The sequence below is a fragment of the Klebsiella sp. 141198 genome (genome assembly GCF_050600785.1).
GTDB classification, from domain to species: Bacteria; Pseudomonadota; Gammaproteobacteria; order Enterobacterales; family Enterobacteriaceae; genus Klebsiella; species Klebsiella aerogenes.
Map to the genome: position 1 here is coordinate 473,784 of NZ_JAQIRM010000003.1, position 25,588 is coordinate 499,371.

Here is a 25,588-nt window from a genome sequence, read left to right on the forward strand (position 1 = left end):
GCACTTGTCAGTTGCAAAAGATTACAAAACATTTTTATGATATAGACAGTTTGGCCCCAATTGACTTGTTCAATCTTAAAAATTTTCCTTTTTATCAATTGGTTATCCTATTTCTTCCGCGCTTGTAAATTTTCCTCTAAAAGGTTGTTTCTTTCCCATATCCCGGCAAAACGCGCTGCATTACTGGCGGTATAACGGACAGTGTGGCGAATATTACGATGTCCGAGATAATCCTGGATCAAACGGGTATCTGCCCCTCTTTCAGCTAGCTCATAGCCGCAGGCGTGGCGCAGCATATGTGGATGCGTATGCGTCACGGTTCCTGCCTCTTCCCCGGCGGCGCGGATAATACGATAAGCCTGTTGCCGTGAAAGCGGGGTACCGCGGCGCGAGATAAATAGCGCGTCGCTTTTACCTGCTGCTTTCCAGTTGGCCCGTTGTTGCGTCCAGCGTTCTATCGCTTCGCGTTCATCAAAACGCAGCGGATGTACGGTAGAGAAACCGTTCTTTAAGCGGCGGACATTGATGCGTCCTTCGTTAAGGTCGAGATCGCGATAGTGCAGATCGAGTAATTCGCTGATACGCATCCCGTGACGAAACGCCAACAGGATCAGACAGTAATCTCGTTCGCCGGTTGGGCCGTGCTGGGCCGCCTGCATCATTGCCTGTACTTCTTTGGCGGTGAGAAAACGACGTCGGTTCACAATTTTAAGCTCCTGAATTTAAGTTTACTCGCAAGGAACAGCCTGGGAAAAAGATCCCTGGCTGGATAAAAAACAATCTGAATGCAAAGGCCGTATTATTTGAAGGGGCTAATGACAAAACAGGTATCACATTACATTTACACATGCATAAATTATCGCCACGCGATAATTCTTATTTTTATCTATTTTATTCTTTACCACAATAGAGCCGCGCAAGGTCGCGGGCAGGTGCATAAAATAGCAAGGAAAAAAGTTAATGCCAGCTATTTATTGAACGGAAAACATGTGCTGAAAGGATTAATTTAACAATAAATAACGAACTAATATCCTGATGAATTACAGGTGCATAGGAACGTTTTTTTTCATGTTCTAAATAAGAACTTTTAAGAACAATAAACATATTTAACGTATGGTTAATTTTTATTAATGTTTCGCAAGAAAAAATCTATATATGAGGAAAGCTGCAATTTATCGCAGCCTAAACAGAGCAAATTTGCAACAGCCAGACCGTGGGAAGGGTTTGCAATGTCTGCAGGGGGAAATGCGATGCACCGATAACGAAACGCCATCCGTGGCGTAAGGTTACCTTACTGGAAAAGCGACGTTCTCTGCTTCTCGCGGGATTTATCCCAAATCCCGTAAAAGCGTCCGGCGTTACTGGCCGTGTACCAGACGGTATGGCGAATGTTACGGTGGCCGAGATAATCCTGGATAAGACGCGTATCGATGCCCATATTGGCCAGCGCAAAGCCACAGGAGTGACGCAACATGTGCGGATGAATTTCCAGCGGTAGTCCTGCCTGATCGCCAGAGGCGGAAATAATCTGGTAAAACTGTTGGCGTGAAAGCGGGTTACCCTTACGTGATAGAAATAACCACTCGCTGGTGGATTGTGGATATTCATCACGAATATCCAGCCAGCGCTTTAGTGCCAGAATCTCTTTATTCAGCAACGGGTGTGTCGTTGAGAACCCTTTTTTTAAACGGTGGATGTAAATACATTTTGAACGCAAATCAATATCCGAAATTCGCAGTCGGCAAATTTCACTGGCACGAAATCCATGAATAAAGCAAAGCAATGTCAGGCAATAATTACGAGCAGCATGTGGTCCACTATTGGCAGCGTTAAGTAGTGACTCGATTTCATTCTGAGTCAGGAAGTTCCTTTTTTTTATTTCGCTATTATTCTTCATTATGTTCCCTTTCTATTGCAGGCGTACATTACTATCCCATAGGCTCTGGTTGGCCTATTACAGGATCCGAAGATAGGTTTCGCATTTTATAAGTAAGCATGATGCGGATCGTTTTTAATATTCCTCAAGTAACAAGGACCGTGTCGCGGTAACGCTGCGCGAAATCCAGTGGGTATAATGAAGTCTCCCCGCCGTTGGAGTGGAGTGCGCTGGCGAATTTTTGATGCGATGCGCTCAGGCATTTGATGTATATCGATTTTCCTGGGGGTTTACACGTCCTGTTCATCCTTTCTCCTCTTGAGTATGCGCGCTTACAGCAAGGTCATTGACTACCGGCTGATAAACTGAGTCCTGGCTGGATAACGCTATGACCGTTATCCATGAGGATAATTGCCTCAATAAACAGGTTGGTATTGCGTAAATGTTTTACCGTAGGCAAACAGCGTCCGGCGATTGTTAGCATTCACTGCAACACTACAACAGCGATTAAACCATACTGCAAAAATCGTAGGGAGAATAGCGTTAATAAATGTGCAGACGTTTCAAAGAGAGATTTTACTTATTATCGAGCAGTCGGAATTTTCCGCTCAAGTAATCAGTTAACGGGGGGCTTAATCGGAGTTTTTCAGCAATTTTAGGAAGTTATCGATGTTGGTCACTCAGCCGTAACCGCTTATGATACATAGATAATTCATCTTCAGGAGCTCATGGAAATAGATGAGCTAGCTTCCCTGGGTTAGCAACATAATAGCTACCTGTGACCCACGATTATATTAGTTGGTAAGACGGTGCGGCGCTAAAGAAGTTACCCTATGAGCGCCGTCGCTTACGAATTATCTTAACTGCTGGTAGAACAGGATAATAGCGATGGCAATCATGATAAGCCCTGAAACCATGCTTACTCCCTTCGCCGCCTGCGGACGGGCTGCCAGTACCGCGCGTGAACCGTATCCGACCAACAGATAAATTAGCGTACAGGTCATCAGATGCATCGCGCCCAGCGCCGACATCTGCAGTGCCAGCGGCCAACTGCCGTGGGGATCGGTAAACTGTGGCAGCAGGGCGAGGAACAACAGAAAGACTTTTGGATTAAGGCCGCTAATACATAACCCTTTAACCGCCCATCTATTCCAGCTGCCAGCCGATTGTTTCGCCGCGCTCGGCGCCGCCGGATGGCGTAATATCATGACCCCGAGCCACAGTAGATAGACCGCGCCCGCCAGCGTGATCGCTGATAGCGCCAGCGGATGGCCGGCGATCAACACGCCGACGCCAGCGACGACGACAATGGTCGCCAGCAGATGACCTGACATCAGCCCCATCACTGCCGGGACCACGCGACGACCGTTGATACCGGCGCTAATGGCATAGGCCCAGTCGGCACCGGGAGTCATAATCAACAGAAACGAGACTACCCAGAAGCTGGCGATCAGGCTCATTTCCATCAGCAACGCTCCTTAATGATATTAGGCATCACACACTCGCAAAATTAGGTTATCGTGTGAGAAAGAATATCGACATAGAAGCGAAATGAGCTTTCAATGTTATGTCCTGAACCGGCGTTTAAAGAGAAAATCTTCCAAATGGATAGCATAGATCGAAAAATTCTTGCTGAGCTGCAGGCGGATGGTCGTCTGTCGATAACTGAACTGGCGGAGCGGGTAAACTTGAGCCTCTCTCCCTGCCACCGGCGACTACGCGCGCTGGAGCAAGAGGGGGTAATCACCGGCTATCGCGCCAATCTCGATCCGGGAAAAATGGGGTTCAATTTTCTGGCTATCGTGTTCGCCACGTTAAAAGAGGGCGATAAGAAAGCGGTCAGCGCTTTTGAGGAGGCGGTGGCGGAGATCCCGCAGGTTGTGCTGGCGCAACGATTGTTTGGCGATCCGGACTATCTGATGCACGTCGTCACCCGGGATCTTCCTGCGTTTCAGAAACTCTATGATGACAAACTATCGGCGATGCCCGGCGTGCAGCATTTACGCTCGACGCTGGTGATGAAAACCGTGGTGCAGGATCGCCCTTTCCCACTGGAGACGTTAAACGCTTCCCGCTAATGCCCTGCAGGCAGGGCAATCAGAATGGCGAATTACCACTTTTCATCACGCGCGTCGCGGCGGCCTTCGCGCCGATTTTCACGCTTATCTTCGCGACAGCGCATATTGCTCTTATCGTCATTTCTCACGCATTCACGTTTTTCTTCACGTCCACTCTGGCGCGCATCCTGACGGATATCGCGAGCATCCTGGCGTTTTTCCGCGCGGTAGGTGGCGTGCGCGCTGAGGGGCGGCAGCAACAGGGCGGCGGTAAGCAGAGGCAGGATTATTTTTTTCATTGTCGGAACCTTAAATATAAAAATAAATAACGGAAGGTTATAATTGTGGTTCGTAATCTTATGTAAATCGACACAAAATGTGCTGAATTCTCTTTTTTTTAGTTTATTATTAAACGCGCCCGGCAAATTCTCATTTTATTATTCTCGTTGCTACGTATTTTAGCTTATTACGCTAAAGAGATTACGTATATGGCATCAGGGCTCATTCGCTTTAAGTATTTGCCTTGATTTTTATCAACGATTCTTATTCATCAGGTTGTGGCGGGTATTTAGCCGTGCGATGCTCGCGGCATGAGATTTTTCTCAGTCCCCGCGAAGTTAAATGGAATTGTTAATAAAAGGAATATTATATGAAGCGTTCAATTATTGCTGCTGCAGTATTTTCAACCGTGCTGATGAATGTTAATGCTTTTGCTGCGGCGCCAAATGAAGAGCAGGGCGAGTTAGTTATTATTGGTAATGTTATTAATTCTTCCTGTCGTTTTGAAACCGATTATAGCAGTACAATTCAGCTGGCTGATGTTGATGCAACCCGTTTTGCCGGCATGGCGGCCGGTGACGTCTTATCCGGTAATTTCGCCACCAGTAGCGATCCATTAACTATCGTTTGCCCGGAAGGCACAGTATTGAAATCGATTGATATTAGCGGCGGGACCTATACTACCGGCGGCGTACTTAATCCTATCGCGACGACAACTTCTGCTAATGGTGTCGGTTTTAAATTAAAACTAGGTGATTCGGAGATTAATGAAAATACCATGTATGACGTTAATAATTTGCCGCGGGCGGTGACTTCTGTGGGCAATGGCGTCTATCAAATGAACTTCTCTGCGCAATACGCCAGAATTGATGCCGCCACTCCGGTGACCGCCGGTGAAGTCCGCTCGGTGTTAACGATTGCCGTATCTGCGGAGTAAGGACCTGTGCCGGCGTTTCGCCGGCAATTATTGTGCTGAGGGTGTGGTGCTATGAAACGGATTTTATTAGCAGGCTTATTTATCGCTATGCAACCCGCGCATGCCGGAGTGGTGATTTTCGGTACCCGGGTTGTCTATCCGGCTGAGAAACAAGAAGTGGTCGTACAGTTGATGAATCATGGCGCCCGCTCTTCACTGGTGCAGTCGTGGATAGACGATGGCAATACCTCGTTGCCGCCGGAAAAAATCAACGTGCCTTTCCTGCTGTCGCCGCCGGTGGCGCGCATAACGGGTAACTCCGGTCAGCAGCTGCGAATTAAAAAGTTAGCCAACAAACTTCCGGCGAACAAAGAGTCGCTGTTTTATCTCAATGTACTCGATATTCCTCCGAATACGCCAGGCAGTGAGGGGGCGAATACGCTACGGTTTGCCATGCAAAACCGTATTAAGCTTTTTTATCGCCCTAAAGGCATCGCGGCGGTAAATAAAGATACGTTTAAAAGTATTTCGTTGTCTTCGCGCAAAAACGCTCTGCATATTGCCAATGGTTCGGCAAATTGGTTGACGATTACTGAAATTAAACTCAGTAACGTTAAAGTCAATGAGCGCAGCGTTATGCTTGCGCCGTTATCCAGTCAGGATGTTTTTTTAAAAAATAATCTCGCCCGCCAGTATTCGCTAACGATGATTGATGATAATGGGAACTTTATTAGCGACAGGCTCAATGTAAAATAATAAATAATGGAGTTGGCCATGTTAAGGATGACGCCGCTTTCCTCAATGATATTGTTGGTTTTATTATCCGGCCAGTTGCAGGCCGCTGAGGAGACTTTTGATACCAATTTTATGATCGGCGGAATGAAAGGTGAGAAATCGTCAAGCTTTCGCTTCGCGGATAATCAACCGCTGCCTGGGGAATATGAATTGGATATTTACGTCAATAAACAATGGCGTGGTAAATATCCAATCGTAGTCGCCAGTAATCCGGATGATACCTGCTTGTCATCGGCATTATTAAATCAGCTGGGAATCAAAGCGGATAGCGCGCAGATGGTGAAAGATAACCAGTGTATGACGCTAAAATCTGCGGTGCGGAGCGGCAGTTATACCTTTAATATCAATATTTTTCAGCTTGATTTAGAAATTCCGCAGGCCTACGTTCTGGATCTTGAGCGCGGCTACGTCGCGCCGGAAAGTTGGGACCGCGGCGTTAACGCGCTCTATACCTCTTATTATCTGAGCCAGTATTACAGCGACTATAAAGACAGCGGCAATAACAAAAGCACCTATGCCCGTTTCAACAGCGGGCTGAACCTGTTGAGCTGGCAGTTGCACTCTGACGCCACCTACAGCAAGGCCGATAGCGGCGGTGGCGACTGGAAGAGCAACACCCTGTATCTGGAACGCGGCTTCGCGCCGATTTTAGGCACCTTGCGCGCGGGCGACATGTATACCTCAGCGGATATTTTCGATGCGGTACGCTTTCGCGGCGTTCGTCTGTTCCGCGACATGCAAATGTTGCCAAACTCAAAACAGAACTTTACGCCGATCGTACAGGGGATTGCCCAGAGCAACGCGCTGGTGACTATTGAGCAGAACGGCTTCACCGTCTATCAGAAAGAGGTGCCGCCGGGACCGTTCGCGATTGCCGATTTACAACTCGCCGGCGGCGGGGCGGATCTCGATGTCACTATCCGGGAAGCCGACGGCTCGGTAACCACCTACCTCGTGCCTTATTCCTCGGTACCTAATATGTTGCAGCCGGGGGTGTCTAAATATGACATTGCCGCCGGGCGCAGCCATATCGAAGGCGCCAGCAATCAGGAAGACTTTATGCAGGCTAGCTATCAATATGGCCTGAACAACCTGCTGACCCTGTATGGCGGTACCATGCTCGGTACCGACTATCAGGCTTTTACTATGGGAACCGGGTGGAATACTCATCTCGGCGCGGTATCCGTTGACGGTACCTGGGCGCGCAGCGATCAGGATAACGGTACTTTTGAAGGGCAAAGTTATCAGCTTGCCTACAACAAATATCTCACCCAGACTAAAACGCGTTTCGGTATGGCGGCTTATCGCTATTCAACCAGCGACTATCGTACCTTTAACGATCATGTCTGGGCGAAGAACCGTAATAGTTATCACCATGATGATAATGACGTTTACAACATTGATGATTATTACCGTTATGATTTTGGCCGTAAAAATAGTTTTTCCGCCAATATTAGCCAGTCGTTGCCGGAAGGATTAGGGTCTTTCTCACTGAGCGCTTTATGGCGTGATTACTGGGGAAAAAGCGGCAGCAATAAAGATTATCAACTGAGCTACACTAATAACTGGCAGCGGGTTTCCTGGACCATTTCGGCCAGCCAGACCTATGATGAGGATCATCATGAAGATAAGCGCTTTAACCTCTTCATTTCGATTCCGCTTATCTGGGGAGAGAGTGATAGCGTGCTGGCGCGTCGTCTGACGTTGTCGAATTCGACGACTTTCGATAACGACGGTTTTGCCTCCAATAACACCGGCATCAGCGGAACCGGCGGCCAACGAGACCAGTTTGATTATGGTGTGAACTTTAGCCGGCAGCAGCAAAATCATGAAACCACCGCCGGCGGCAACCTTACCTGGAACGCGCCGCTGGCGACGCTGAGCGGCAGCTACAGCCAGTCGTCGAAATATACCCAGGCAAGCGGCAGCCTGTCGGGTGGAGTGGTAGCCTGGTCCGGCGGCGTCAACTTCGCTAACCAGCTATCGGAAACCTTCGCCATTATTCAGGCGCCGGGTCTGGAAAATGCTTTCGTCAATGGTCAGAAATATCGCACCACCAACGGTCAGGGAACGGTCATTTTCGATCATGTATTGCCCTATCGCGAAAGTTCGTTACTGCTGAATACCGCCAATACGCAGAGCAAAACCGAGTTGATTGGCAACCGTAAAGCGGTCGCTCCGTACCGCGGCGCGGTGGTGCTGGCGCGTTTCGATACCGATCAACGTCAACCCTGGCTTATTCACGCCGAACGCCCGGACGGTACGCCGCTGAAATTTGGCTATGAAATTGAAGATAACGACGGACAGAATGTCGGCGTCGTCGGTCAGGGCAGCATGCTGTATATCCGCACCGATAACGTACCGCCGTCGATAACCATCGCGGTCGATAAGCAGCAGGGCCATTACTGCACCATTACATTTAAACATACCATTGATGAAGGTAAGACCTATGTCTGCCGCTAAAAGGACGATTTTCATGAAATGGATAATTTTGCTGGTATTAAGCTTATGCTCTTTTTTAGCGCGGGCGGGGAACTGTGATGTCACCCCGGATGTTAAATCGCTGACGGTTGACGCTAGTGGTAATTACACATTTAAACCGCTGGCGGCCAGCGGTGAATTGAATGTCCAAAACAGTGATATTCAGGCCGACGGATTTCACTTTATCTGCAACAGTACGCAAAATGTCAGCGTCTCGGTGGCATCGTCGCCCCCTGACAATAAAGACTTCTACGTGGTGGTCGGCAGTAAAACCTACGTGATGGAGTTTTCTCTCGATCCTGCAAAACTCAACGCGCTTGCGGATGGTAATATCATAAAAAATCAGAGTTATAACTTAGCGGATATCTTCAACAGCGTGATCGGTATTCGCTATACGATTAAAGAAGGCGCGGCGGTCGGGACGCAGGTGAGGCCAGGAGAATCCTTTCCACTGCTTTACTCGATGCGCTTTGAGTACTGTAAAGGCAATAAAGATTGCCATGTGATAACCATCAATTACACCTTTAACGTCACCCTGCAGATTAATATTATGACCTGCGGTTTTGACGTCCCGAGCCGTCTCATCAATATGGGCGATTACAGCTACTTCGATATTAAAGAAGACAAAGCGCAATATCGCATGGAAAGCGTTGATATCGACTGTAGCCAGAACGAGTCGGCGGTATTCGAACTGACGCCCGGTAAAATTGATTATTACTTTGTCGCCGCCTCCGGCTTTGCCGGCACCAGCAAAATATTGAAGAATGACGATCAGGATGCCGCCACCGGCGCCGGAGAAGTCGGTTTTCATCTGCGCGATAGCCAGGGCGGGGAACTCCAGTACGGCAGCGGTTTCCTTTATCACTCCGACGAGGAGGCCCGGCATGGCAGCAACAACCCGATCTATCTGCAAATCAAACCGATGAAATATGGCGAGAATATCCGCGGCGGTACGATTAAAAGCCGGGTCATTATCGTGGTGAACAATAACTAACCCTCTGTACCGCGCGCCTTCCTTTGCGCGCGGTGTACGTGGTTTACGTGGTTGCGACCGGTTCAGGTCGCAACTGCTGCTGGCGAATACTCACCAGCGCCACCAGCGCCAGTAGCGCGAAAGCCAGCAGCATCAGCGCAATGGGGATATAGCTATCCCACATCATGAGAAAAGCCACCGCCAGCATCGGGCTAATACCGCCGGAAATCACCGCCCCAATCTCATGTCCCAGCGCCAGCCCGGTGTAGCGTACCTCCACCGGAAATAGATCCACCATCAGACACGGCTGCGCGGCAATCATCGCGCCATGGCACAATGGCAATGCCAACAGCATGGCGAGCAGCATCGCCGGGAAGGTGTGCATATTCAGTAGCCAGAAGAAGGGGAAGGCCACCAGCGCCATGCCTATCACGCCGATGTAGTAAAGCCGCTTACGGCCAATGCGATCGGAAAGCCATCCCCAGCCGAGAATCGTGGCGATCTCCACCGTCATAGCGATGGTGACCGCCGCGATCAGGTCGCGGGTGTCGATGCCGATATGTTTGCAATAGACCACTGAAAATGTGAAGAAGATATACACCGCGCCGTTTTCCGCCAGCCGCAGGCCGATCGCCTGCAATATCGCTCGTGGATGATTTTTAAAGGCGCTGAGTACCGGTAAATGATGGGCCTCATTTTGGCTGTCGTTTTCTGCTTTGCGCGCCACGAATTCCGCGTTTTCCTGGATGTTACGGCGAATATAGACGCCGACCAGAAAGATAAACAAGCTGAGCAAAAACGGAATACGCCACGCCCACGACATCACCTCTTCCTGTGGTAGCAGCTGTACCAGATAGAATGCCAGCGAAGAAAGAACAAACCCGCCGCAGACTCCTACCTGGCTCCAGGCGGTGTAGTACCCTTTCTGGCTTTCCGGCGCGTTTTCGCTGAGCATCAACACCCCGCCGCCCCATTCGCCGCCGGAAGCCACTCCCTGTACAAAGCGCAGCGTAATCAAGGCGATTGGCGCCAGCACGCCGATGTGGGCGTAGGTTGGCAGCAGGCCAATTAAGAACGTACTGGCGCCCATCAGCGTCAGGGTGATGATTAGCGTCATTTTGCGACTGTAGCGATCGCCGAGATGGCCGAATATCACGCCGCCGAGCGGGCGGGCGATAAAGCCGATGGCGAAGCCGGAAAAGGCTAAAAATGAACCGAGCAGCGGGTCATTCGTGGCGGGGAAAAACAGTGGCCCGAAGACCAGCGCCGCCGCGGTGCCGTACAGGAAAAAATCGTACCATTCCAGCGAGTTGCCGAGAAAAGACCCGATGATTAATTTGCGCATAGGTTGCGCCGGGGGGACCGTTGTACCGCTCACAGCTCCAGACATAAGGTTAACTCCAGTGCAGGTGAATCAGGCGGCGCCTGCTGGCGCCGGGCGATGGGTCGGCAGGGTTTTTATGGTTATGATGAAACTTAACGGCACGACGCCATGCTAAGGGTGTGGAACTGGCGATTAAACCAGACCAGCCCGTCGCTGGGGTTGCCGAAGCGGATCTGTTTGACCTCGCAATAAAATACGCTGTGGCTGCCCACTTCATGGCTGTCGGCAATGACGCAGTCGCAGTTCGCCACGGCGGAAGCCAGCGCCGGCGAACCGGTCTCCAGCGCCAGCCATTCGTCGTGCAGGAAGCGTTCTTCAGAGCGGATTTGGCCGTTGGCGAAAATCCCGGACAATTGCTGATGTTGACCGGAGAGCACGTTAACGCACAGCACGCCGTTGTGCTGGAATTTGCCGTGCGCGAAGGACGAGCGGTTCATGCATACCAGCAGCGTCGGCGGCGAATCCGTCACGCTACACACCGCCGAGGCGGTAAAGCCGAAGCGGCCCGCCGGGCCATCGGTGGTAATGATGGTGATCGCGCTGCCCAGTTGCGCCATGGCATTACGAAAATCAGATGTCAGGTTCATAGTCATACCCGTTATTTCAGTTTGACGTATTCGAAGCCTTCAATAACCAGCCGCGGGGTTTTGGCCCGCGAACAGCACAGCAGGATCTGGTCGTTGTCTTCGCGTTCTTCTTCGGTTAAATACTCGTCGCGGTGGTCAGGTACGCCGCTACAAACGTTGGCGAGGCAGGTGCCGCAGACGCCCTGTTGGCAGGAGACTTTCACTTTGATGCCGGCCTTTTGCAGCGCGGCGACGATGGTCTCGTTTTCGCCGACGGTAACGCTAAGGTTGAGTTCCGGAACCTCAACCTCAAAGCTGCCGCCGCTGGTTTCGACCTCGCGGTTGAAATACTCCTGATGCAGCCGCTCCGCGCTGAAACCGCACCCCTGCGCCGTTTCATTAATCCACGCCATAAAACCCTCCGGACCGCAAACGTACAGGTGGCCGGCGGCGGCATGAGGCGTCAGGAGTTCCTGAGGGCGGATCCTGCCGTTTTCATCGCTGATATGTAGCTGAACGTGCGCGCTAAAGTGGCAATCCGCCAGCTCGGCCAGAAACGCCATTCCCTCACGGCTGTGGCCGCAGTAATGCACTTCGAAGGATTTCCCGGCGCGAAATAGCGTATCGGCCATCGCCAGCATCGGCGTGATGCCAATGCCGCCGCCGATCAGAATGCTATGAGGCGCCGACATCTCCAGCGCGAACAGGTTGCGCGGGGGGCTAATTTGCACCTCGTCGCCGGGCTGTAAAGCATGCGCCGCCAGCGAACCGCCGCGCGAGGCGCGATCCTTGAGGATCCCCAACCGATAGCGCTGCGGGTGATGGGCGCTGCCGCACAGCGAATACTGGCGCACGATGCCATCGCCAAGATGCAGATCGATATGCGCCCCGGCGCTAAACGAGGGCAGGGAAGCGCCGTCCGGCGAGGCCAGCGTCAGGACTACCACCTCGGCTCCCTGAATTTCGCGTTCTGTGACGCGTACCGTCAATGTTTCAGCCATAGTTTTTCTCCACCCGCGAAGGGCTTAACGCATATAAATGCCGCCATTGATATCCCAGGTCGCACCGGTGATAAAGGTGGCGGAGGGCGCCGCCAGCAGTTCTACCGCGCGGGCGACCAGCAGCGGATCGCCAAGCCGCTTCATCGGGATCATTTCCAGCAGCGCCGGCATTTTCTCTTCCGGCACCGCGGCGCGAACGGAAGGAAGATCCAGCGGCCCCGGCGCAATCGCGTTGACGCTCACCCCGGCGTTACTCAGGGCGCGGGCGAAAACTTTGGTCAGGGTAATAATGCCGCCTTTGGAGGCTGCATAGTGGGCGCCGGAGGCGGTGCCGCCGTTTTGCCCGGCCAGCGACGCGAGGTTAATAATGCTGCCCTGCTGGCGCTGGCTGAAATAGCGGCCGATGGTCTGGCAGCCGACGAAGGTACCGCGCAGGTTGGTACTGGTGACGCGATCGAATTCTTCTACGTCGATCTCCATGATCGGCGTAGTCAGGGTTAAGGCGGCGTTGTTGACCAGCACGTCGAGTTCGCCGAAGCGTGCGCGGATCTGCGCCAGCGCATCGCTGAACTGTTGCGGCTCGCGAATATCCAGCGCCAGCGGCAGCAGCCGCTGCTGGCTGGGATCGATCTCCTGCGCGCTGCGGGTGACCGTATCGAGATTGAGGTCGGCCATCGCCACCTGATAGCCCTGTTGCCAGAGATGGCGGCTAATAACCAGCCCGAGGCCGTTGGCCGCGCCGGTAATAAGTACGCTACGTGTCATAAAGTCCTCACAGGATGTAGCCAATGCTATGCAGGTAATCGTCGCCGTTAATCAGGCGCACCACCTTTTGCAGGATGCGGAAACTGTCGCCCTCCGGCGCCAGCGTCCAGGTGACGTCAGCGGCGTAGTGCTGTTCATTGCCCTTGCGGTACTCGTAAAGGAATTGGGCGCAGCGTACTTCGACGACCTCATCGCTGGCGCTGAGCAGGCGATAACGTCCGCTCATGCGGATAGTGCGCGCGCGCGGGGTGGTGGAGATCGATTCGCCGCTGTATAAACGCTGCACGCGTTTTTCCCGCATCTCGTGGTTGTCGTAGGCGTAGTTGAGCACGTTGGCGAAATCGGTGGTCTGCTGGTCGATGGGAATGATGTACATTCCCTCGGTGCGCCACAGCGCCAGCCATTCACGGAATTCGCCTTGATCGAGCAGGTCCGCTTCCAGGTTAATAAACTGAATGGCAGCGTTGAGGATAGGTGATGTGTTCATTATTGCCCCCGGTTATCAGCGGTCATGTACTTTTTCCATTGTTGATAGGCGGCGCGCATGCCGGTTTCGGCGCTGACGTCGCTGCGCAGGCCGTCGGCGGTGCGGACTTCGCCGGGCAGGCCGCGGTTGAGCATGATCCACAGATCGTCGCCCGCACCGCCGCCGCGCTGCACCCGCTCCCAGGCCTCTGAATCATCGGGGGTGCCGAAGCCCATCGGCCCCTGGAAGTGTTCGTGCAGCCGCAGGCGCGCCTGGTTGGCGATCGCCGGGCCATCTTTCATGGTCAGCACCATGTGATGAATTTCCGTCTCTTTTACCGATATCGGCTGCAGCACGCGGAAGAAGGCCATTGAACAGGCGACATTGGGGAACAGGTTAAGGTTAAAACCGCTGCCGCCGACCGCGCGTACGATACGCCGCACCTGCTGCTCGTCGTGGCCTTCCTCGCGCAGGGCCTGGGCCAGCTCGCTAAAGCGCTCCGGGATTGGCGCATCGAGATTGTCTTCCAGATCGATAAGCTCGGGGATCATCACCATCACGCTGTGGCCGTTGCCGAGATCTTCCACGAAACCTTTGCCGTCGACGAAGTTGAGCATCTCTTCGGTCTGTTTATCGACCGAGCTTAAAAACGACTTATGAACGATCGGGAAGTGATAGCCGTCGGTGGTATTTTCCAGCTGGATTTTCCAGTTGCCGGGAAAGCGAAAACGGTGCGCGGCCGTGGCCTGCAGCGCGTAGCCAGCCCCCTGTTTCATGAACAGATCCATCCATTTCATCGCCGGGCCGAGGAAGTCGGTCAGTGGCTCAATGTCGTGGTTGAAGCTGGCGAAAATCATTCCGGCGTAGCTTTCAACGCGCAGGCGCACCATGCCGAGCTCAGATTTGTTCAGCGTATCGCCGTAGCTCTCCGGATGCGGCACGCCGCGCAGCGCGCCGTCGAGGCCATAGCCCCAGCCGTGATACGGGCAGGTAAAACCGTTCGTTTTCCCGCTGCGATGTTCGCAAACGGTGGCGGCACGGTGGCGGCAGCGGTTGAGCAGCACGTTGATATTGCCTTTGCGATCGCGCACGACGATCACCGGCTGGGTACCCACCATCGAGGATTTATAGCTGCCGGCGTCAGGGATTTCGCTCTCGTGGGCGACCCATACCCAGGTACGGTTAAAAATGTTGTCGATTTCGAGGTCGAAAATTTCCTCGGAAGTATAGAGACAGGTATGGACCCGGTCGCTTTGCACCAGTGCCGCCAGCGTTTCGGCGGTATGGCTGGTATCGATATTTTTTACCGGAATACATTCAGACATTGTCACTCTCCACATATCTCTTTTAATGACCATCAGGCACCGGTAAATCGGCGAGCGAATGCCAGTCAGCTACCGGGCGGCTAAATAAATTACGGGTGGTAAAATGATGAATTAACCACTGTTGATCTTGTTTAATAAATTCAATGACGAGCTCCGCGCTATTTAAATGCGAGCCGCCGCGGCGAAACGTTGAAGCTTGCAGCATTTTCCAGCGGCCAACCGCGTGGTTATTTTCGCCAACGCGAATATGCTCGGCCGTTAAATAATGTACGTTGATGGCGAAGTGCGACGGCTCGCTAATATAAGCGTTCATCATCCCGACGATCGCCGCTCTGCCGTAGTAGCGCCCGAGCTTGTGTTGATATAATTCGCCGATACCTTCCCAAATAGCCGTTTCGCTAAATAGCGCGCCAATTTCTCGGGCGGTATCCGGATGCGTTAGATCATCACAGAGATGCATATACTGGCTGATGGCGTTACGGATCTGCACCACGGCTTCCAGCTTTTCGAGGCGTTGCAGCATTTCTTCATTCATTACCGGCTCCGTGTTGACTTATAAATAGCCGGGCTGCGGCGAGTGGCCGAAGAACATATTGCCGGCGTTGATGTATGTCAGCTCGCCCATAAAGGCGTGCTGGGTGATGACCATGGAGTCGCGGGCATAGCGCTGCAGCGGGCTGCGCATTGAAATGCCCGGCATCCCGGCCAGTTTCAGCGCGCGGGTGGTGACCGAAGCAGAGACGCGGGTAATATGGGTGGAAGAGAGGCGCATGGCGTTAATCCGCTCTTCTCCCGGTTCATCGCCGCGCAGAATCGCCTGCCAGACATCGTCGATGGCGTCGTAGAACCAGCAGCGCGCCGAACGGAGTTCCGCTTCGCAGTGGGCGATTTCCATCTGCGCGAATTGACGATCCGCCAGGCACGGCGCGCCGGTGACCGAGCTTTGTCGTTCGGCAATGGCGTAAATCTCCGATAACGCCGCGCGGGCGATACCCAGCGCGACCACCGACAGCACCTGAGTGGCCAGCGACAGTACCGGGTAGCGATACAAAGGGCCTTCGAGGTTAAGTTCGCCGCCGCGAATAAAGGTCCACTCCTGCGGCACGAAGGCATTATTCAGCACCACGTCATGGCTGCCGGTACCGGAGAGGCCGACCGTATTCCAGACCGGATCGATGGTGAACTCCCCGGCGGGTAGCACCGCGATGCGCGGTAGCGGACGGTCGCTACCGTCATCGGTTAGAATGCCCACGCCGATAAGTTCGGCGCCGCTGCAGCCGCTGGCGAAGCTCCAGCGCCCGCTGACGCGATAACCGCCATCCTGAGTCGTCGCTTTTTGCGGCGGGAAGATCCCGCCGGCAAAGACAATATCCGGCCCGTGGCGGTAAAGCTCATCGAGACTGCTCGGCGGCAGGCCGCCAAGATAAAACGGATTCATGCCGAAGCTCGCCACCCAGCCGGCAGATCCGTCCGCCGTTGAGAGCGTTTCAATTAACTGACAAAACTCCGCAGGTGATATTTCATCGCCGCCGTAGCGTTTTGGCACCAGCGCGCGATAAACACCAATATTTTTAAAGCGGGAAATGATATCTGCCGAGATATATTTCTGCTGCTCGAACTCCTCGCTGCGTTTTTTAATATCCGCGAGTAATTCGGCAAATTCTATTGTCGTGGCGTGCAGGGTCTTTTCCGCACGCGAAGTTGCAGAGGGGTTTAACATGCGATTTAGCCTCTTCCAGTTAATGAAAGTACGGTTTTATTATTTTAATTTTTCCAGCAAATACTCAGCGTAATTAAGTAAATCGAACTCTTTATTTTTATTGGCGACTAATTGCAGAGCCACCGGGCGATGATTAACTTCGCCAAGCGGCAGGCTCAGGGCCGGATGACCGCTTAAATTAAATGGGCGCACCAGGCGAGTCAGGTTGACCACTTTGAGCGGATCCGCCGCTTCTTCCAGCGTTGGCGGGCATTCTGGCAGGGTCGGCAGCAGAATCAGCGGGGTTTTCGCCAGTTGCGCATCCACCGCGGCGCTGAATTGTTGACGCACGCTTTCCGCAGCCTGCCGCTGCTGAGGGCCGATCTCCGCGCCAGCGCGGATCCGCTGGGCGACGTCCGGCGCCAGATTCGGCGCGTCGATAATGTTGTGAAACGCCAGCCAGTTTTCCTGGCTTATCACCGTAAGCCCGGCCTGATGCGCTTCGTTGAACCCCGGCAGTTCAGCGCTAGTCCATGTCAGACCCGCCTGCTGCAGACGTGATACGATCAGTTGCTCAATTTCCGGCGTTGCCATGCCCGCCAGATAGCTTATCGCGGGGGCTTCCCGGCGCGCAGGAGGCACTGATTCCCCCAGCGCTTTTGCCAGCGCCTGACGCAATGTGGCGATATCGCGGGCGAACAGGCCGACGCAGTCGAGCGAACTTTCAGTCGGCATGACGCCAGCGCGGCTCAGGCGGCCAAAGCTCGGCTTCAGGCCAGCCACGCCGCAGCAGGCCGCGGGCATTCGCACCGAGCCGCCGGTATCGGTGCCGACGGCGAAGTCGACTTCAGCGGCCGCGATCACGGCGGCAGAGCCGCTGGACGAACCGCCGGGGATTAACTGCGGATAATGCGGATTACGCGGCGTACCGCTATGCGGGTTAATGCCGGTAACGCCAAAGGCCAGCTCGTGTAGGGTCGTTTTGCCGCGCAGCTGGCAGCCGTTATCCAGTAGCGCCGCGACTACGGCCGCATGGCGGACGGCAGGCGGCGCATCCTGCAATACCGGGCTGCCGGCGCGGGTCGGGAAACCGGCAATATCGAGGCTGTCTTTGACCGCAAACGTCAGCTCGCCGTCGCCAAGGGTAAAGCGCGAGATAAACCCGGATTGTGCGTTTTCTGTCTCTGTACGATGTTCAGTAACCATGTTTCACAACTCCGTAAGGGGTGATAATTACCGCGCTAAATGACTAAAAAACGACCCGCTGGCGTTTGAGATAATCTTGTCAGTAAAACTTGAAATTTCAAGTAATTTGTCACCCGTTTTTTACATCGAAATTCATGATAAGACGACGCTATGAAGGCAATGATTTTTATTAATGTATTGATTTTTATGGATAAAAAAATGTGTTTAAATTTTAATCTCTTGAGGGGCGTCACAAAAATAAATGAAAAATATAAGTTAAAAAAATGATAAAAAAGTGTGCGAAAAACGCAGGGGAGGGCAGAATAAAAAGAATAACCATTTATAGAAAATGGTTATTATTGCAGGGGATTAGTCATCGAGATTATGCAGAATGAGCGCCAGCACCTGATTCATCTTTTTTTCCTGCGCTGGGGTGATGCCCTTGAAGGCTTTAGCAAACACGGTTTCCGCTAACGCCCGGGCTTCGGCAACTTTGGCTTCACCGGCGGCGGTAAGTTCCGCTTCGGTGACCCGACCATCGCTGACGCTAACGTGGGTCGTGAGCAGGCCATCATCGCGCAGACGGCCAACAATTTTGGTCACCGTTGGCATCTTACTAACGGCATATTCGGTGATCCGCGAAATACTGGCGCGGTGGTACTGATGCACCAGCATCAGTACGCGAAAGCGGGAAAGGTCGATGTCGATTTTTTTGAGCTCGATTTCCATTAATTGGGTATAACGGGCGTAAACGTTAACCACCCAAAAGAAGGGAAACTCTTCTTTATGAAAGCGGCTTTCGTGGCTCTCTGGCGGGGTCGAAGAGTGAGTCTTATCCACAAGCATCTCCTTGCCTGACGACGATAGAATGTGCAGATGGTATGCGTATTTGGCGGTTATTGCAAAACGCAATACGCTGTAATAAGACCCTGCGATGCTGAGGTGATTAAGCTGACTTCGGCACAATGCGAGACCTCTAAAAGGTGACGACATTATGTTAGCCATACGTTATTTAAGCCGCGAAACACGCTTGCTGCTGGCGGGCGTGCTGGGGGTTACGCTGCTATGGGCCGCCATGACGCTGCATGCCCATTGGGGAGCGTTTATTCAGTGGTGTCTGGCGATGCAAATTACCCTGCATCGCTACCTGGTCATGTACCTGTTGCAGCTCAACGATAACCAGTACAGTGGCGGCGTCTGGCTGCTGGTTGGGGCATTTCTCTATGGCGTGCTGCACGCAATTGGACCAGGGCACGGTAAATTCATCGTCACCACGTACCTCAGTACCAACCAGGAGAGCGTGGCGGCAGCGCGGATTGTCCCGTTCCTTGGCAGCCTGATGCAGGGAGTGAGCGCCATATTATTCGTCTTTATCCTCGCGGTTGGCCTGAACCTGGCCTCTGGCGACCTTAGCGCCAGCCGCTGGTACGTGGAGAAAATTAGCGCCCTGATGATTGGCGCCTTTGGCGCATATGTTATCTACCGGGCGCAGGCAAGCCTGCGCCCGCGCAAAATGACGATTAACGCAGTGACGCCTTTGCATGGGCATGATGCACAGTGCGGCTGTGGCCATCATGGCGTTGGGCGCGAATTACACGGCGTCGACTGGAAAACTCGCCTTGGCGTCGTGCTGGCGATTGGCGCGCGTCCCTGTAGCGGAGCAATCATGATCCTGATGTTTGCTAATGCGCTGGGAATTGTCAGTTGGGGCATTGCCGCGGTGATGACCATGGCATTAGGCACCGCGCTTTCAATCCTCGGATTGTCGCTGGTGGTACGCTATGCGCGCAATCGGGCGATCAACTTGTTTATCGCCGATAGCCGTCAGCTACGCTGGCTGGTGCCGTTGGTGAAAATGATTGGCGGCGTGCTGCTCATCTTGTTTGCTACAGTGCTGTTTCTAACTGTCATCCCGGTCAGCGCCAACGGCGATTTTATTGCCGCCGGATGTTAGTCGTTTTCCAGCAGGCGCATCAATACCCGCAGCGCCTCGTCTAACTGCTGGCGTTGGGGGACGGAAAGCCCCGCCAGCAGTTGTTGCTCATTCGCCACGTGGGTGGCAACCGCCTCATCGATCAGCGCTCGTCCCTCTGGCGTTAACGCTACCAGCATGCTGCGGGCATCCTGAGGATTTGCTAAGCGGGTAATCAACCCTCGTTTTTCCAGCGCCTTGAGGCGATGGGTCATCGTGCCGGAGGTAATCATCAGTGTCGAAAAGAGCTGGGTCGGCGACAGCACGAATGGCTCGCCGGCGCGGCGCAGCGTCGCCAGCATGTCGAACTCCCAGCGTACCAGAGAATGTTTGATGAAAGCCGTCTCAACGCGCGGCTCCAGCAGCATGGCGCAGCGTTTCAGGCGGCCGATTGGCCCCATCGGGCTGCAATCCAGATCCGGGCGCTCGCGCTGCCATTGGGCGAGAATGCGGTCAACGGCATCCGTTGGCGGTAATTTGTCCATGCGTGCTCACTTATCTTGATATCAAGATATTTATCGATACATACTTGCTACACAATTTAACTTGATATGAAGATAAAATCATGGCCTTTTTTACTCGTCATCTGGCGGTCGATCTGCTGCTGACCGCGCTGGCTCCCGCTATCTGGGGAACCACCTATATCGTTACTTCGCAGTTCCTACCGCCGGACCGTCCTTTTATCGCCGCGCTGTTGCGGGTATTACCTGCCGGAATTGCGTTGTTACTGTGGAGCCGTCAGTTTCCGCAGCGTGGTGAGTGGTGGAAGCTGATCATCACCGGAATATTAAATATCGGCGCCTTTCAGGCGTTACTGTTTATCGCCGCTTATCGTCTTCCCGGCGGGTTGGCGGCGGTGATCGGCGCGATTCAGCCGCTGCTGGTGATGCTGCTGGCCTGGTGCGTGGATCGCCAGCGTTCGCCGTGGCTGGCGGTGGTTTCCGCCTGCGCCGGGATCATCGGTATGGCGATGTTGCTGCTTTCTCCGCGCACGGTGCTGGATTCGTTAGGTATCGGCGCCGCCTTTCTTGGCGCCGTTAGTATGGCACTGGGCACCTGGCTGTCGCGGCGCTGGGCGCTATCGTTGCCGGTCGTGGCGATGACCGGCTGGCAATTGCTGATTGGCGGGATCGTTTTACTGCCTATCGCGCTGCTGGTGGACCCGCCGCTGCATAACGTCACCCTATTACAGGCCGCTGGTTATGTCTGGCTGTGCGTAGCCGGGGCGATGCTGGCGTATGGCTTATGGTTTCGCGGTATCAGTCGATTGTCGCCGGTGGCGGTATCGGCAATGAGCCTGCTAAGTCCGGTGACGGCGGTACTGCTGGGATGGATTTTTCTCGGTCAGAGAATTGAGGGAATGGCGTTGGCGGGGCTGATTGTGGTGCTGGCGAGTGTGCTCTCTATTCAGCGCGCGCTGGCGAAACGTTGACGTGAAAAAGCCCCATGAAGGGGCTCGACATTGCCGTGTTTTTTTACGTGGCGGGAGCCAGACCAGCCGTCCTCAGACGACCTGTCCGGCAGCTCCCTCTGCGACCATTCGGTTATTTAGACAGTTCCGCCGTCATGTGTACCTGATTACCGGTATAGGCTTCGGTAATGTGGTAAGAGGCGCCCTGATCTTTAGCGATAGCAGCGATTTTTGCTTCTGCGTTGTCCAGGGTATCAGAGGTCACGCTCACCGGGTGAGCCGCAAAGCTTGCGAAAGAAACCAGAGACAGCATACCAGCAGCAGCAAGTAATTTTACGTTTTTCATGGTGTTTATCCTTTTAACTTTTATGGTGGAAAGCGTTGTGCTTTCGATGGGTTTATAATAAGTCTGCTAACTATAACGTACGTTGCAAAAAGTGCGATTTAGATCACATTTTTGTGACGGTAGCATGACTGCAAATGGAATTTTTATTGAAAAAAACTTTAAAAACAGAATGTTATATCTCATCTTCGATAATGCTAATTTCCGTTGACCTGCGTTTAAGCCTCGCCAGAATTTTGCTTGGCATTCATTGTGTGAATGGTTTGGTGGTTTTTTGGCTTTCTGTAACGGTGATACTTCGCCCGCTGGCGAAGCATTGCTAGCCATCGGCGCGCTACAGTGCTGCTTCATTCGTTACTGGAGGAAAAAACCATGATTGCGGTACTCTTTGAAGCACAGGTCACGCCAGTGCAGCAGGAACGATACCTTGCGCTGGCGGCACAGCTGAAACCGCTGCTGGAGACTATCGACGGCTTTATCGCCATTGAGCGTTTTCAAAGCCTCAGTGCGCCGGGGAAGATATTGTCGCTGTCCTGGTGGCGGGATGAGCAGGCGGTGGCGGACTGGAAGCGCAATATTTGTCATCAGGCGGCGCAGCGGGAAGGGCGGGAGTCTATTTTTGCTGATTATCAGATTCGCGTGGCGCAGGTGCTGCGTGAATATCAGATGCAGAGTCCGCGCTCTGCGTAACCGACATTAAGTGGAGGCGTTATGCTGCAACCTGCGGTTGTGATTAATGATGACGAAGCGCTGGCCGTGGCGATGGCGGCGGTTGCTTCGGCGATGGCTGACCCTTCACGAGTGAAAATACTCTGCGCGCTAATGGATGGCCGGGCATGGACAGCGACTGAGCTCTCCGTCGCGGCGGACATTTCGCCGTCGACCGCCAGCGCGCATCTTAGCCGGTTAGTCAGCAGTCGCTTACTGATCTGCCTGGCGCAAGGGCGGCATCGCTATTATCGCCTGGCGGGTGGTGATGTCGCCGGATTGCTGGAAAATATGATGACGATGGCCGGAAAAAGCGCGGTGCCGCTGGCCACACGAACGCCGGGGACGCTGCGTATGGCGCGTACCTGCTACGATCATCTGGCGGGTGAGGTGGCCGTCGCCATCTATGATTTTCTGCAACAGCAAGCGTGGCTCACGGCTAATGGCGCAGCGCTTACCGCGACGGGGGAGGCGCATTTCGCCCGCTTAGGTATTGCGTGCGATGGCGGCTCCCGCCGCAAAGCCTGCTGCGCCTGCCTCGACTGGAGCGAGCGCCGTTTTCATCTTGGTGGTGCCGCGGGCGCTGCCTTGTTGCAGTGGGGCGTGCAAAAAGGTTGGTTCATGCTGGTGCCCGGCTACCGAGAAGTGACAATTAGCGAGCCCGGTAAGCGAGCGCTGCGTCAACACTTTGGTTTGGCGCTGTAGACCCGGCAGCGGTATGCCCGTTCAGCAGTGATTCATATTGACGATTTGCTTATGCATCACCTGCGAGCTATTCATTCCCAACTTTTTCATGATGTGAATGCGATGGCTGTGCACCGTCTTATGGTCGATATTCAGCAGCGAGGCAATTCGCTTATTGTTATTGCAGGCGATAATAAGTTCCAGTACCTGCAGCTCTCTGGCCGTCAGCTTTCGCTGCGTGCGCAAATACCGGGACTGTGGGTTTTCATCCTGCGTTCTGGTAATTGCCGAAAATGCGTCTAAGGAAGATTTTTCCGTCAGGATTAACAGGTTTTCCAGATCTATTAATTCCCGGCACAGATTGGCGATATCGCTTTTTACCATCAATACCAACAATGTACAGCGCGAGAAATGAAAGCGCAGCTTGTTGAGTAATACGACCGTATCGGCAGCGGATATATCCTTGTGGATCATATTGAGGATCACCGTCTCAGCCAGGGGCGCGACGCCCCCTTGTACGATGTCCTGATAACTGGCCTGGGTGATATCCTGGTGAATATCGCTCAGATAATCGTGAATAGATTGGCCAATGATATTGTCGTCGGTGTACAGCAAGATATTGTTCAAGGGCATTAAACTCTCTTCTTCCGCTTGGCTTCCAGAATCAAATCGATCAGCGTTTTTTCTATTTTCTTCCTGTCGTCGCTGCGGCGGAACTTAAACTGACAGGAAATCTGATAGTAGTTTTCCTGATTCTTCTCTTCGCTATCCAGCGTGACCATCGCCACGTTCTTGATAACCAGATCAACGGTGATTTCGCCATATTCCGCCAGAGACAGAATGGCGTTTTTCAACGTTGAGTTGTTGGCAAGGAATTTCAGGTTTGGACTTTGCGCAATCAGCGCGCAGCCGCCATCAGAAATATCTTTGATATCAAAAGCATAGTTTTCGCCATTTTTGTGGCGGCCATGACAAAAGAAATCATTCTCATCGCGCAAACGAAATCTGGGATCTCGTCGTCTTTGTACAACCTGGATGCATTCTGGTAACGCAAATGCCACCTTATTGCTATTCTCCGCGCCGCCAGCGGAATTCTTCTGCCGCTGGGAGGTGAACTCGATCTTTCCTGAATCGCTATGCAGAATAAATTTGAATTTATTCCCCGCCGGGATTTTGCTCTCGCTGCGGATATGGAATTCGGCAAAATCGACACGCGCAATCTGAGTACTGATGCTTTTGTTATTAAAGAAAATTTCTATCTCTGTTTGCTTTCTCTGTTCCTCTCTGAAAATAGCAATGATTTCATACTTACTGGTTTTTATCGTTCCCTCTATCATGGGTAATCCTTGTTGAATCGTTACTGTGCATAGTTAATTTTTTTTACAGCAATAGCGACATACTGATTATGTTAACCAGATGTTTTTGTGAACGTTCGATGATATTGACTATCTTTGTGGCCAAATTGATTTGTATAAACGTCGAAGCCGATATTGTTTTTTCCTGTAATCAAGAGTGTTAACAAAAACCATGGAACAATACAAACGACAACAGCCTCCCAATTAGGAGGCCTAAGAAATAACGTAACTCAATGCAATTTATAAGGTTATTGCCCGGATAAGGAATCAGCAAAACCCGATTTGTAGGATATATAGTGCCAGCAGAGATGGCCTAATTCCAGCTTAATATTAAGGGGATAACCCTTTACGACAAACGCCGTAAAGGGGGGAGTTGACGCCATCAGCGGGTGATGCTATCCAGCGTCGCCAGCGCCTCGGCGGGCAGAGAAAGCGTCGCGGCGGCGAGATTTTCCCTTAAATGCGCCACCGATGAGGTGCCCGGAATCAGCAAAATATTCGGCGAGCGCTGCAGTAACCACGCCAGCGCCACCTGCATCGGCGTGGCGTTGAGCCCGGCGGCAACCTCGTTAAGCTCCTGCGCCTGTAGCGGCGTAAAACCACCCAGCGGGAAGAATGGCACGTAGGCGATGTTTTGCTGCGCCAGCGCGTCGATTAACGCGTCGTCACCGCGGTTAGCGATGTTGTATTGGTTTTGTACGCAGACGATGGGCGTCAGCTTCTGCGCATCGGCAACCTGTCTGGCGGTGACGTTACTCAGACCGATGTGACGAATCAGACCGCGGGCTTTTAGTTCCAGTAAGGTCGTTAGCGGTTCCTCCAGCGAACCTTCCACCGGGCCGTGGGTGCCGAGCATGCTGCGCAAATTAACCACCTCCAGCCTCTCCAGGCCGAGGTTACGCAGGTTATCTTCGACGGCCTGGGTGAGTTCCGCCGGCGACATCGCCGGTAGCCAGTTGCCTTTCTCATCGCGGCGGGCGCTGACCTTGGTGACGATACACAAATCATCGCCATAGGGATGCAGCGCCTGGCGAATTAGCTGATTGGTGATATGCGGGCCGTAGAAATCGGAGGTATCGATATGATTCACCCCGGCGGCGACGGCTTCTTGCAGAACGCGAATGGCGGCGTCGGGATCTTTTGGCGGGCCAAATACGCCGGGGCCGGCGAGCTGCATGGCGCCGTATCCAAGCCGATAAACCTGACGGTCGCCTAAGATTGCGACCCCGGATAATGTTACGTTGGACATAATGACTCCCTCCGATGATAGGCAAGGAGTAAGTGTAATCCCGTCAGGGAGAGGTAATGGGCGAGAATGTTGGCAGAACGTGCGGCGACGCTGAAGGC

Annotated in this window: 28 protein-coding genes; 9 read left to right on the plus strand and 19 right to left on the minus strand. The window is 53.1% G+C overall.

All coding sequences use genetic code 11. The features are described from left to right. Positions 1–107: 107 nt before the first annotated feature. From fimE to PGR10_RS12200, 3 genes are all read right to left on the minus strand, one after another. Positions 108–704 (minus strand): type 1 fimbria switch DNA invertase FimE, encoded by a 597-nt coding sequence (gene fimE / locus PGR10_RS12190; RefSeq protein ID WP_087859713.1) that lies wholly within the window; start codon positions 702–704, stop codon positions 108–110. Between the two features lie 587 nt (positions 705–1,291). Next, positions 1,292–1,897: a tyrosine-type DNA invertase gene (locus PGR10_RS12195; RefSeq protein ID WP_087859712.1), complete on the minus strand. Its 606-nt coding sequence runs from the start codon at positions 1,895–1,897 to the stop codon at positions 1,292–1,294. Positions 1,898–2,730: 833 nt separating this feature from the next. Continuing rightward, a complete protein-coding gene (locus tag PGR10_RS12200) occupies positions 2,731–3,342 on the minus strand; it encodes a LysE family translocator (protein ID WP_087859711.1) in 612 nt (203 codons plus the stop codon). A gap of 138 nt (positions 3,343–3,480) precedes the next feature. On the opposite strand from PGR10_RS12200, the gene PGR10_RS12205 reads away from it, so the two are divergent. Beyond that, entirely contained in the window at positions 3,481–3,954 is a 474-nt protein-coding gene (locus PGR10_RS12205) for an Lrp/AsnC family transcriptional regulator (protein ID WP_032706451.1), read from the plus strand. A 32-nt stretch (positions 3,955–3,986) separates the two neighbouring features. On the opposite strand, the gene PGR10_RS12210 is transcribed toward PGR10_RS12205, so the two are convergent. Then, a complete protein-coding gene (locus tag PGR10_RS12210) occupies positions 3,987–4,232 on the minus strand; it encodes a hypothetical protein (protein WP_430923533.1) in 246 nt (81 codons plus the stop codon). Between the two features lie 350 nt (positions 4,233–4,582). Between PGR10_RS12210 and PGR10_RS12215 the strand changes: the two genes are divergently transcribed. From PGR10_RS12215 to PGR10_RS12230, 4 genes are read left to right on the plus strand one after another with little or no spacing between them, the layout of a single operon-like run. Continuing rightward, positions 4,583–5,149 (plus strand): fimbrial protein, encoded by a 567-nt coding sequence (locus PGR10_RS12215; RefSeq protein ID WP_430923534.1) that lies wholly within the window; start codon positions 4,583–4,585, stop codon positions 5,147–5,149. Positions 5,150–5,200: 51 nt separating this feature from the next. Next, a complete protein-coding gene (locus tag PGR10_RS12220) occupies positions 5,201–5,884 on the plus strand; it encodes a fimbria/pilus periplasmic chaperone (protein WP_015369880.1) in 684 nt (227 codons plus the stop codon). Positions 5,885–5,902: 18 nt separating this feature from the next. Further along, on the plus strand, positions 5,903–8,386 hold the full coding sequence (locus tag PGR10_RS12225) for a fimbrial biogenesis outer membrane usher protein (protein WP_430923535.1): 2,484 nt from the start codon (positions 5,903–5,905) through the stop codon (positions 8,384–8,386). A 13-nt stretch (positions 8,387–8,399) separates the two neighbouring features. Next, complete coding sequence (locus PGR10_RS12230) at positions 8,400–9,398, plus strand: hypothetical protein (protein ID WP_087859705.1); 999 nt, start codon at positions 8,400–8,402, stop codon at positions 9,396–9,398. Positions 9,399–9,441: 43 nt separating this feature from the next. On the opposite strand, the gene PGR10_RS12235 is transcribed toward PGR10_RS12230, so the two are convergent. From PGR10_RS12235 to PGR10_RS12280, 10 genes are all read right to left on the minus strand, one after another. After that, entirely contained in the window at positions 9,442–10,722 is a 1,281-nt protein-coding gene (locus PGR10_RS12235; RefSeq protein WP_087859704.1) for an MFS transporter, read from the minus strand. A 131-nt stretch (positions 10,723–10,853) separates the two neighbouring features. Continuing rightward, a complete protein-coding gene (locus PGR10_RS12240) occupies positions 10,854–11,348 on the minus strand; it encodes a flavin reductase (protein WP_015703350.1) in 495 nt (164 codons plus the stop codon). 11 nt (positions 11,349–11,359) lie between these two features. Further along, positions 11,360–12,328 carry a PDR/VanB family oxidoreductase gene (locus tag PGR10_RS12245; protein ID WP_430923536.1) on the minus strand — a complete coding sequence of 323 codons (969 nt, stop codon included), beginning with the start codon at positions 12,326–12,328 and terminating at the stop codon, positions 11,360–11,362. Between the two features lie 24 nt (positions 12,329–12,352). Then, positions 12,353–13,093, minus strand: coding sequence for an SDR family NAD(P)-dependent oxidoreductase (locus tag PGR10_RS12250; protein WP_430923537.1), 741 nt, complete (start codon positions 13,091–13,093; stop codon positions 12,353–12,355). Between the two features lie 7 nt (positions 13,094–13,100). Next, on the minus strand, positions 13,101–13,580 hold the full coding sequence (locus tag PGR10_RS12255) for an aromatic-ring-hydroxylating dioxygenase subunit beta (protein ID WP_045396614.1): 480 nt from the start codon (positions 13,578–13,580) through the stop codon (positions 13,101–13,103). Then, on the minus strand, positions 13,580–14,884 hold the full coding sequence (locus tag PGR10_RS12260) for an aromatic ring-hydroxylating oxygenase subunit alpha (protein WP_430923538.1): 1,305 nt from the start codon (positions 14,882–14,884) through the stop codon (positions 13,580–13,582). The genes PGR10_RS12255 and PGR10_RS12260 overlap by 1 nt, the downstream gene beginning before the upstream one ends. Before the next feature lie 22 nt (positions 14,885–14,906). After that, positions 14,907–15,419 carry a nuclear transport factor 2 family protein gene (locus PGR10_RS12265; RefSeq protein ID WP_430923539.1) on the minus strand — a complete coding sequence of 171 codons (513 nt, stop codon included), beginning with the start codon at positions 15,417–15,419 and terminating at the stop codon, positions 14,907–14,909. An 18-nt stretch (positions 15,420–15,437) separates the two neighbouring features. Further along, on the minus strand, positions 15,438–16,604 hold the full coding sequence (locus PGR10_RS12270; protein WP_430923540.1) for an acyl-CoA dehydrogenase family protein: 1,167 nt from the start codon (positions 16,602–16,604) through the stop codon (positions 15,438–15,440). 39 nt (positions 16,605–16,643) lie between these two features. Continuing rightward, complete coding sequence (locus PGR10_RS12275) at positions 16,644–17,789, minus strand: amidase (protein ID WP_430923541.1); 1,146 nt, start codon at positions 17,787–17,789, stop codon at positions 16,644–16,646. A gap of 348 nt (positions 17,790–18,137) precedes the next feature. Continuing rightward, the gene (locus tag PGR10_RS12280; RefSeq protein WP_228302288.1) at positions 18,138–18,614 is read right to left on the minus strand and encodes a MarR family winged helix-turn-helix transcriptional regulator; all 477 of its coding nucleotides are present in this window, start codon (positions 18,612–18,614) and stop codon (positions 18,138–18,140) included. Positions 18,615–18,762: 148 nt separating this feature from the next. Between PGR10_RS12280 and PGR10_RS12285 the strand changes: the two genes are divergently transcribed. Further along, on the plus strand, positions 18,763–19,722 hold the full coding sequence (locus PGR10_RS12285) for a nickel/cobalt transporter (RefSeq protein WP_213793511.1): 960 nt from the start codon (positions 18,763–18,765) through the stop codon (positions 19,720–19,722). Here PGR10_RS12285 and PGR10_RS12290 read toward each other — a convergent pair. Beyond that, entirely contained in the window at positions 19,719–20,225 is a 507-nt protein-coding gene (locus PGR10_RS12290) for a MarR family winged helix-turn-helix transcriptional regulator (protein WP_087859695.1), read from the minus strand. The two genes, PGR10_RS12285 and PGR10_RS12290, sit on opposite strands and share 4 nt — an antisense overlap. 80 nt (positions 20,226–20,305) lie before the next feature. Here PGR10_RS12290 and PGR10_RS12295 point away from each other — a divergent pair, with 80 nt between their 5' ends. Further along, positions 20,306–21,172, plus strand: coding sequence for an EamA family transporter (locus PGR10_RS12295; RefSeq protein WP_087859694.1), 867 nt, complete (start codon positions 20,306–20,308; stop codon positions 21,170–21,172). Between the two features lie 112 nt (positions 21,173–21,284). On the opposite strand, the gene PGR10_RS12300 is transcribed toward PGR10_RS12295, so the two are convergent. Next, entirely contained in the window at positions 21,285–21,497 is a 213-nt protein-coding gene (locus PGR10_RS12300; protein WP_015369896.1) for a YdgH/BhsA/McbA-like domain containing protein, read from the minus strand. Between the two features lie 369 nt (positions 21,498–21,866). On the opposite strand from PGR10_RS12300, the gene PGR10_RS12305 reads away from it, so the two are divergent. Both PGR10_RS12305 and PGR10_RS12310 read left to right on the plus strand, forming a co-directional pair. Continuing rightward, positions 21,867–22,184: an antibiotic biosynthesis monooxygenase family protein gene (locus PGR10_RS12305; protein WP_430923542.1), complete on the plus strand. Its 318-nt coding sequence runs from the start codon at positions 21,867–21,869 to the stop codon at positions 22,182–22,184. 21 nt (positions 22,185–22,205) lie between these two features. Then, the gene (locus tag PGR10_RS12310) at positions 22,206–22,907 is read left to right on the plus strand and encodes an ArsR/SmtB family transcription factor (RefSeq protein ID WP_113372974.1); all 702 of its coding nucleotides are present in this window, start codon (positions 22,206–22,208) and stop codon (positions 22,905–22,907) included. Positions 22,908–22,928: 21 nt separating this feature from the next. Here the strand turns inward: PGR10_RS12310 and PGR10_RS12315 are convergent, their stop codons facing one another. The 3 genes from PGR10_RS12315 to PGR10_RS12325 form a co-directional block, all read right to left on the minus strand. After that, positions 22,929–23,513: a helix-turn-helix transcriptional regulator gene (locus PGR10_RS12315; protein ID WP_045396712.1), complete on the minus strand. Its 585-nt coding sequence runs from the start codon at positions 23,511–23,513 to the stop codon at positions 22,929–22,931. Positions 23,514–23,518: 5 nt separating this feature from the next. Then, entirely contained in the window at positions 23,519–24,223 is a 705-nt protein-coding gene (locus PGR10_RS12320) for a flagellar brake protein (RefSeq protein ID WP_045396640.1), read from the minus strand. Between the two features lie 400 nt (positions 24,224–24,623). Continuing rightward, complete coding sequence (locus tag PGR10_RS12325) at positions 24,624–25,490, minus strand: aldo/keto reductase family oxidoreductase (RefSeq protein ID WP_213316502.1); 867 nt, start codon at positions 25,488–25,490, stop codon at positions 24,624–24,626. Between the last annotated feature and the right edge of the window lie 98 nt (positions 25,491–25,588).

Bases quoted from the DNA above. Each gene is read 5' to 3' on its own strand.
- PGR10_RS12195 (WP_087859712.1), bottom strand. From the start codon at position 1,897: ATGAAGAATAATAGCGAAATAAAAAAAAGGAACTTCCTGACTCAGAAT.
- PGR10_RS12200 (WP_087859711.1), bottom strand. From the start codon at position 3,342: ATGGAAATGAGCCTGATCGCCAGCTTCTGGGTAGTCTCGTTTCTGTTG.
- PGR10_RS12205 (WP_032706451.1), top strand. From the start codon at position 3,481: ATGGATAGCATAGATCGAAAAATTCTTGCTGAGCTGCAGGCGGATGGT.
- PGR10_RS12210 (WP_430923533.1), bottom strand. From the start codon at position 4,232: ATGAAAAAAATAATCCTGCCTCTGCTTACCGCCGCCCTGTTGCTGCCG.
- PGR10_RS12215 (WP_430923534.1), top strand. From the start codon at position 4,583: ATGAAGCGTTCAATTATTGCTGCTGCAGTATTTTCAACCGTGCTGATG.
- PGR10_RS12220 (WP_015369880.1), top strand. From the start codon at position 5,201: ATGAAACGGATTTTATTAGCAGGCTTATTTATCGCTATGCAACCCGCG.
- PGR10_RS12225 (WP_430923535.1), top strand. From the start codon at position 5,903: ATGTTAAGGATGACGCCGCTTTCCTCAATGATATTGTTGGTTTTATTA.
- PGR10_RS12230 (WP_087859705.1), top strand. From the start codon at position 8,400: ATGAAATGGATAATTTTGCTGGTATTAAGCTTATGCTCTTTTTTAGCG.
- PGR10_RS12235 (WP_087859704.1), bottom strand. From the start codon at position 10,722: ATGCGCAAATTAATCATCGGGTCTTTTCTCGGCAACTCGCTGGAATGG.
- PGR10_RS12240 (WP_015703350.1), bottom strand. From the start codon at position 11,348: ATGAACCTGACATCTGATTTTCGTAATGCCATGGCGCAACTGGGCAGC.
- PGR10_RS12245 (WP_430923536.1), bottom strand. From the start codon at position 12,328: ATGGCTGAAACATTGACGGTACGCGTCACAGAACGCGAAATTCAGGGA.
- PGR10_RS12250 (WP_430923537.1), bottom strand. From the start codon at position 13,093: ATGACACGTAGCGTACTTATTACCGGCGCGGCCAACGGCCTCGGGCTG.
- PGR10_RS12255 (WP_045396614.1), bottom strand. From the start codon at position 13,580: ATGAACACATCACCTATCCTCAACGCTGCCATTCAGTTTATTAACCTG.
- PGR10_RS12260 (WP_430923538.1), bottom strand. From the start codon at position 14,884: ATGTCTGAATGTATTCCGGTAAAAAATATCGATACCAGCCATACCGCC.
- PGR10_RS12265 (WP_430923539.1), bottom strand. From the start codon at position 15,419: ATGAATGAAGAAATGCTGCAACGCCTCGAAAAGCTGGAAGCCGTGGTG.
- PGR10_RS12270 (WP_430923540.1), bottom strand. From the start codon at position 16,604: ATGTTAAACCCCTCTGCAACTTCGCGTGCGGAAAAGACCCTGCACGCC.
- PGR10_RS12275 (WP_430923541.1), bottom strand. From the start codon at position 17,789: ATGGTTACTGAACATCGTACAGAGACAGAAAACGCACAATCCGGGTTT.
- PGR10_RS12280 (WP_228302288.1), bottom strand. From the start codon at position 18,614: ATGCTTGTGGATAAGACTCACTCTTCGACCCCGCCAGAGAGCCACGAA.
- PGR10_RS12285 (WP_213793511.1), top strand. From the start codon at position 18,763: ATGTTAGCCATACGTTATTTAAGCCGCGAAACACGCTTGCTGCTGGCG.
- PGR10_RS12290 (WP_087859695.1), bottom strand. From the start codon at position 20,225: ATGGACAAATTACCGCCAACGGATGCCGTTGACCGCATTCTCGCCCAA.
- PGR10_RS12295 (WP_087859694.1), top strand. From the start codon at position 20,306: ATGGCCTTTTTTACTCGTCATCTGGCGGTCGATCTGCTGCTGACCGCG.
- PGR10_RS12300 (WP_015369896.1), bottom strand. From the start codon at position 21,497: ATGAAAAACGTAAAATTACTTGCTGCTGCTGGTATGCTGTCTCTGGTT.
- PGR10_RS12305 (WP_430923542.1), top strand. From the start codon at position 21,867: ATGATTGCGGTACTCTTTGAAGCACAGGTCACGCCAGTGCAGCAGGAA.
- PGR10_RS12310 (WP_113372974.1), top strand. From the start codon at position 22,206: ATGCTGCAACCTGCGGTTGTGATTAATGATGACGAAGCGCTGGCCGTG.
- PGR10_RS12320 (WP_045396640.1), bottom strand. From the start codon at position 24,223: ATGATAGAGGGAACGATAAAAACCAGTAAGTATGAAATCATTGCTATT.
- PGR10_RS12325 (WP_213316502.1), bottom strand. From the start codon at position 25,490: ATGTCCAACGTAACATTATCCGGGGTCGCAATCTTAGGCGACCGTCAG.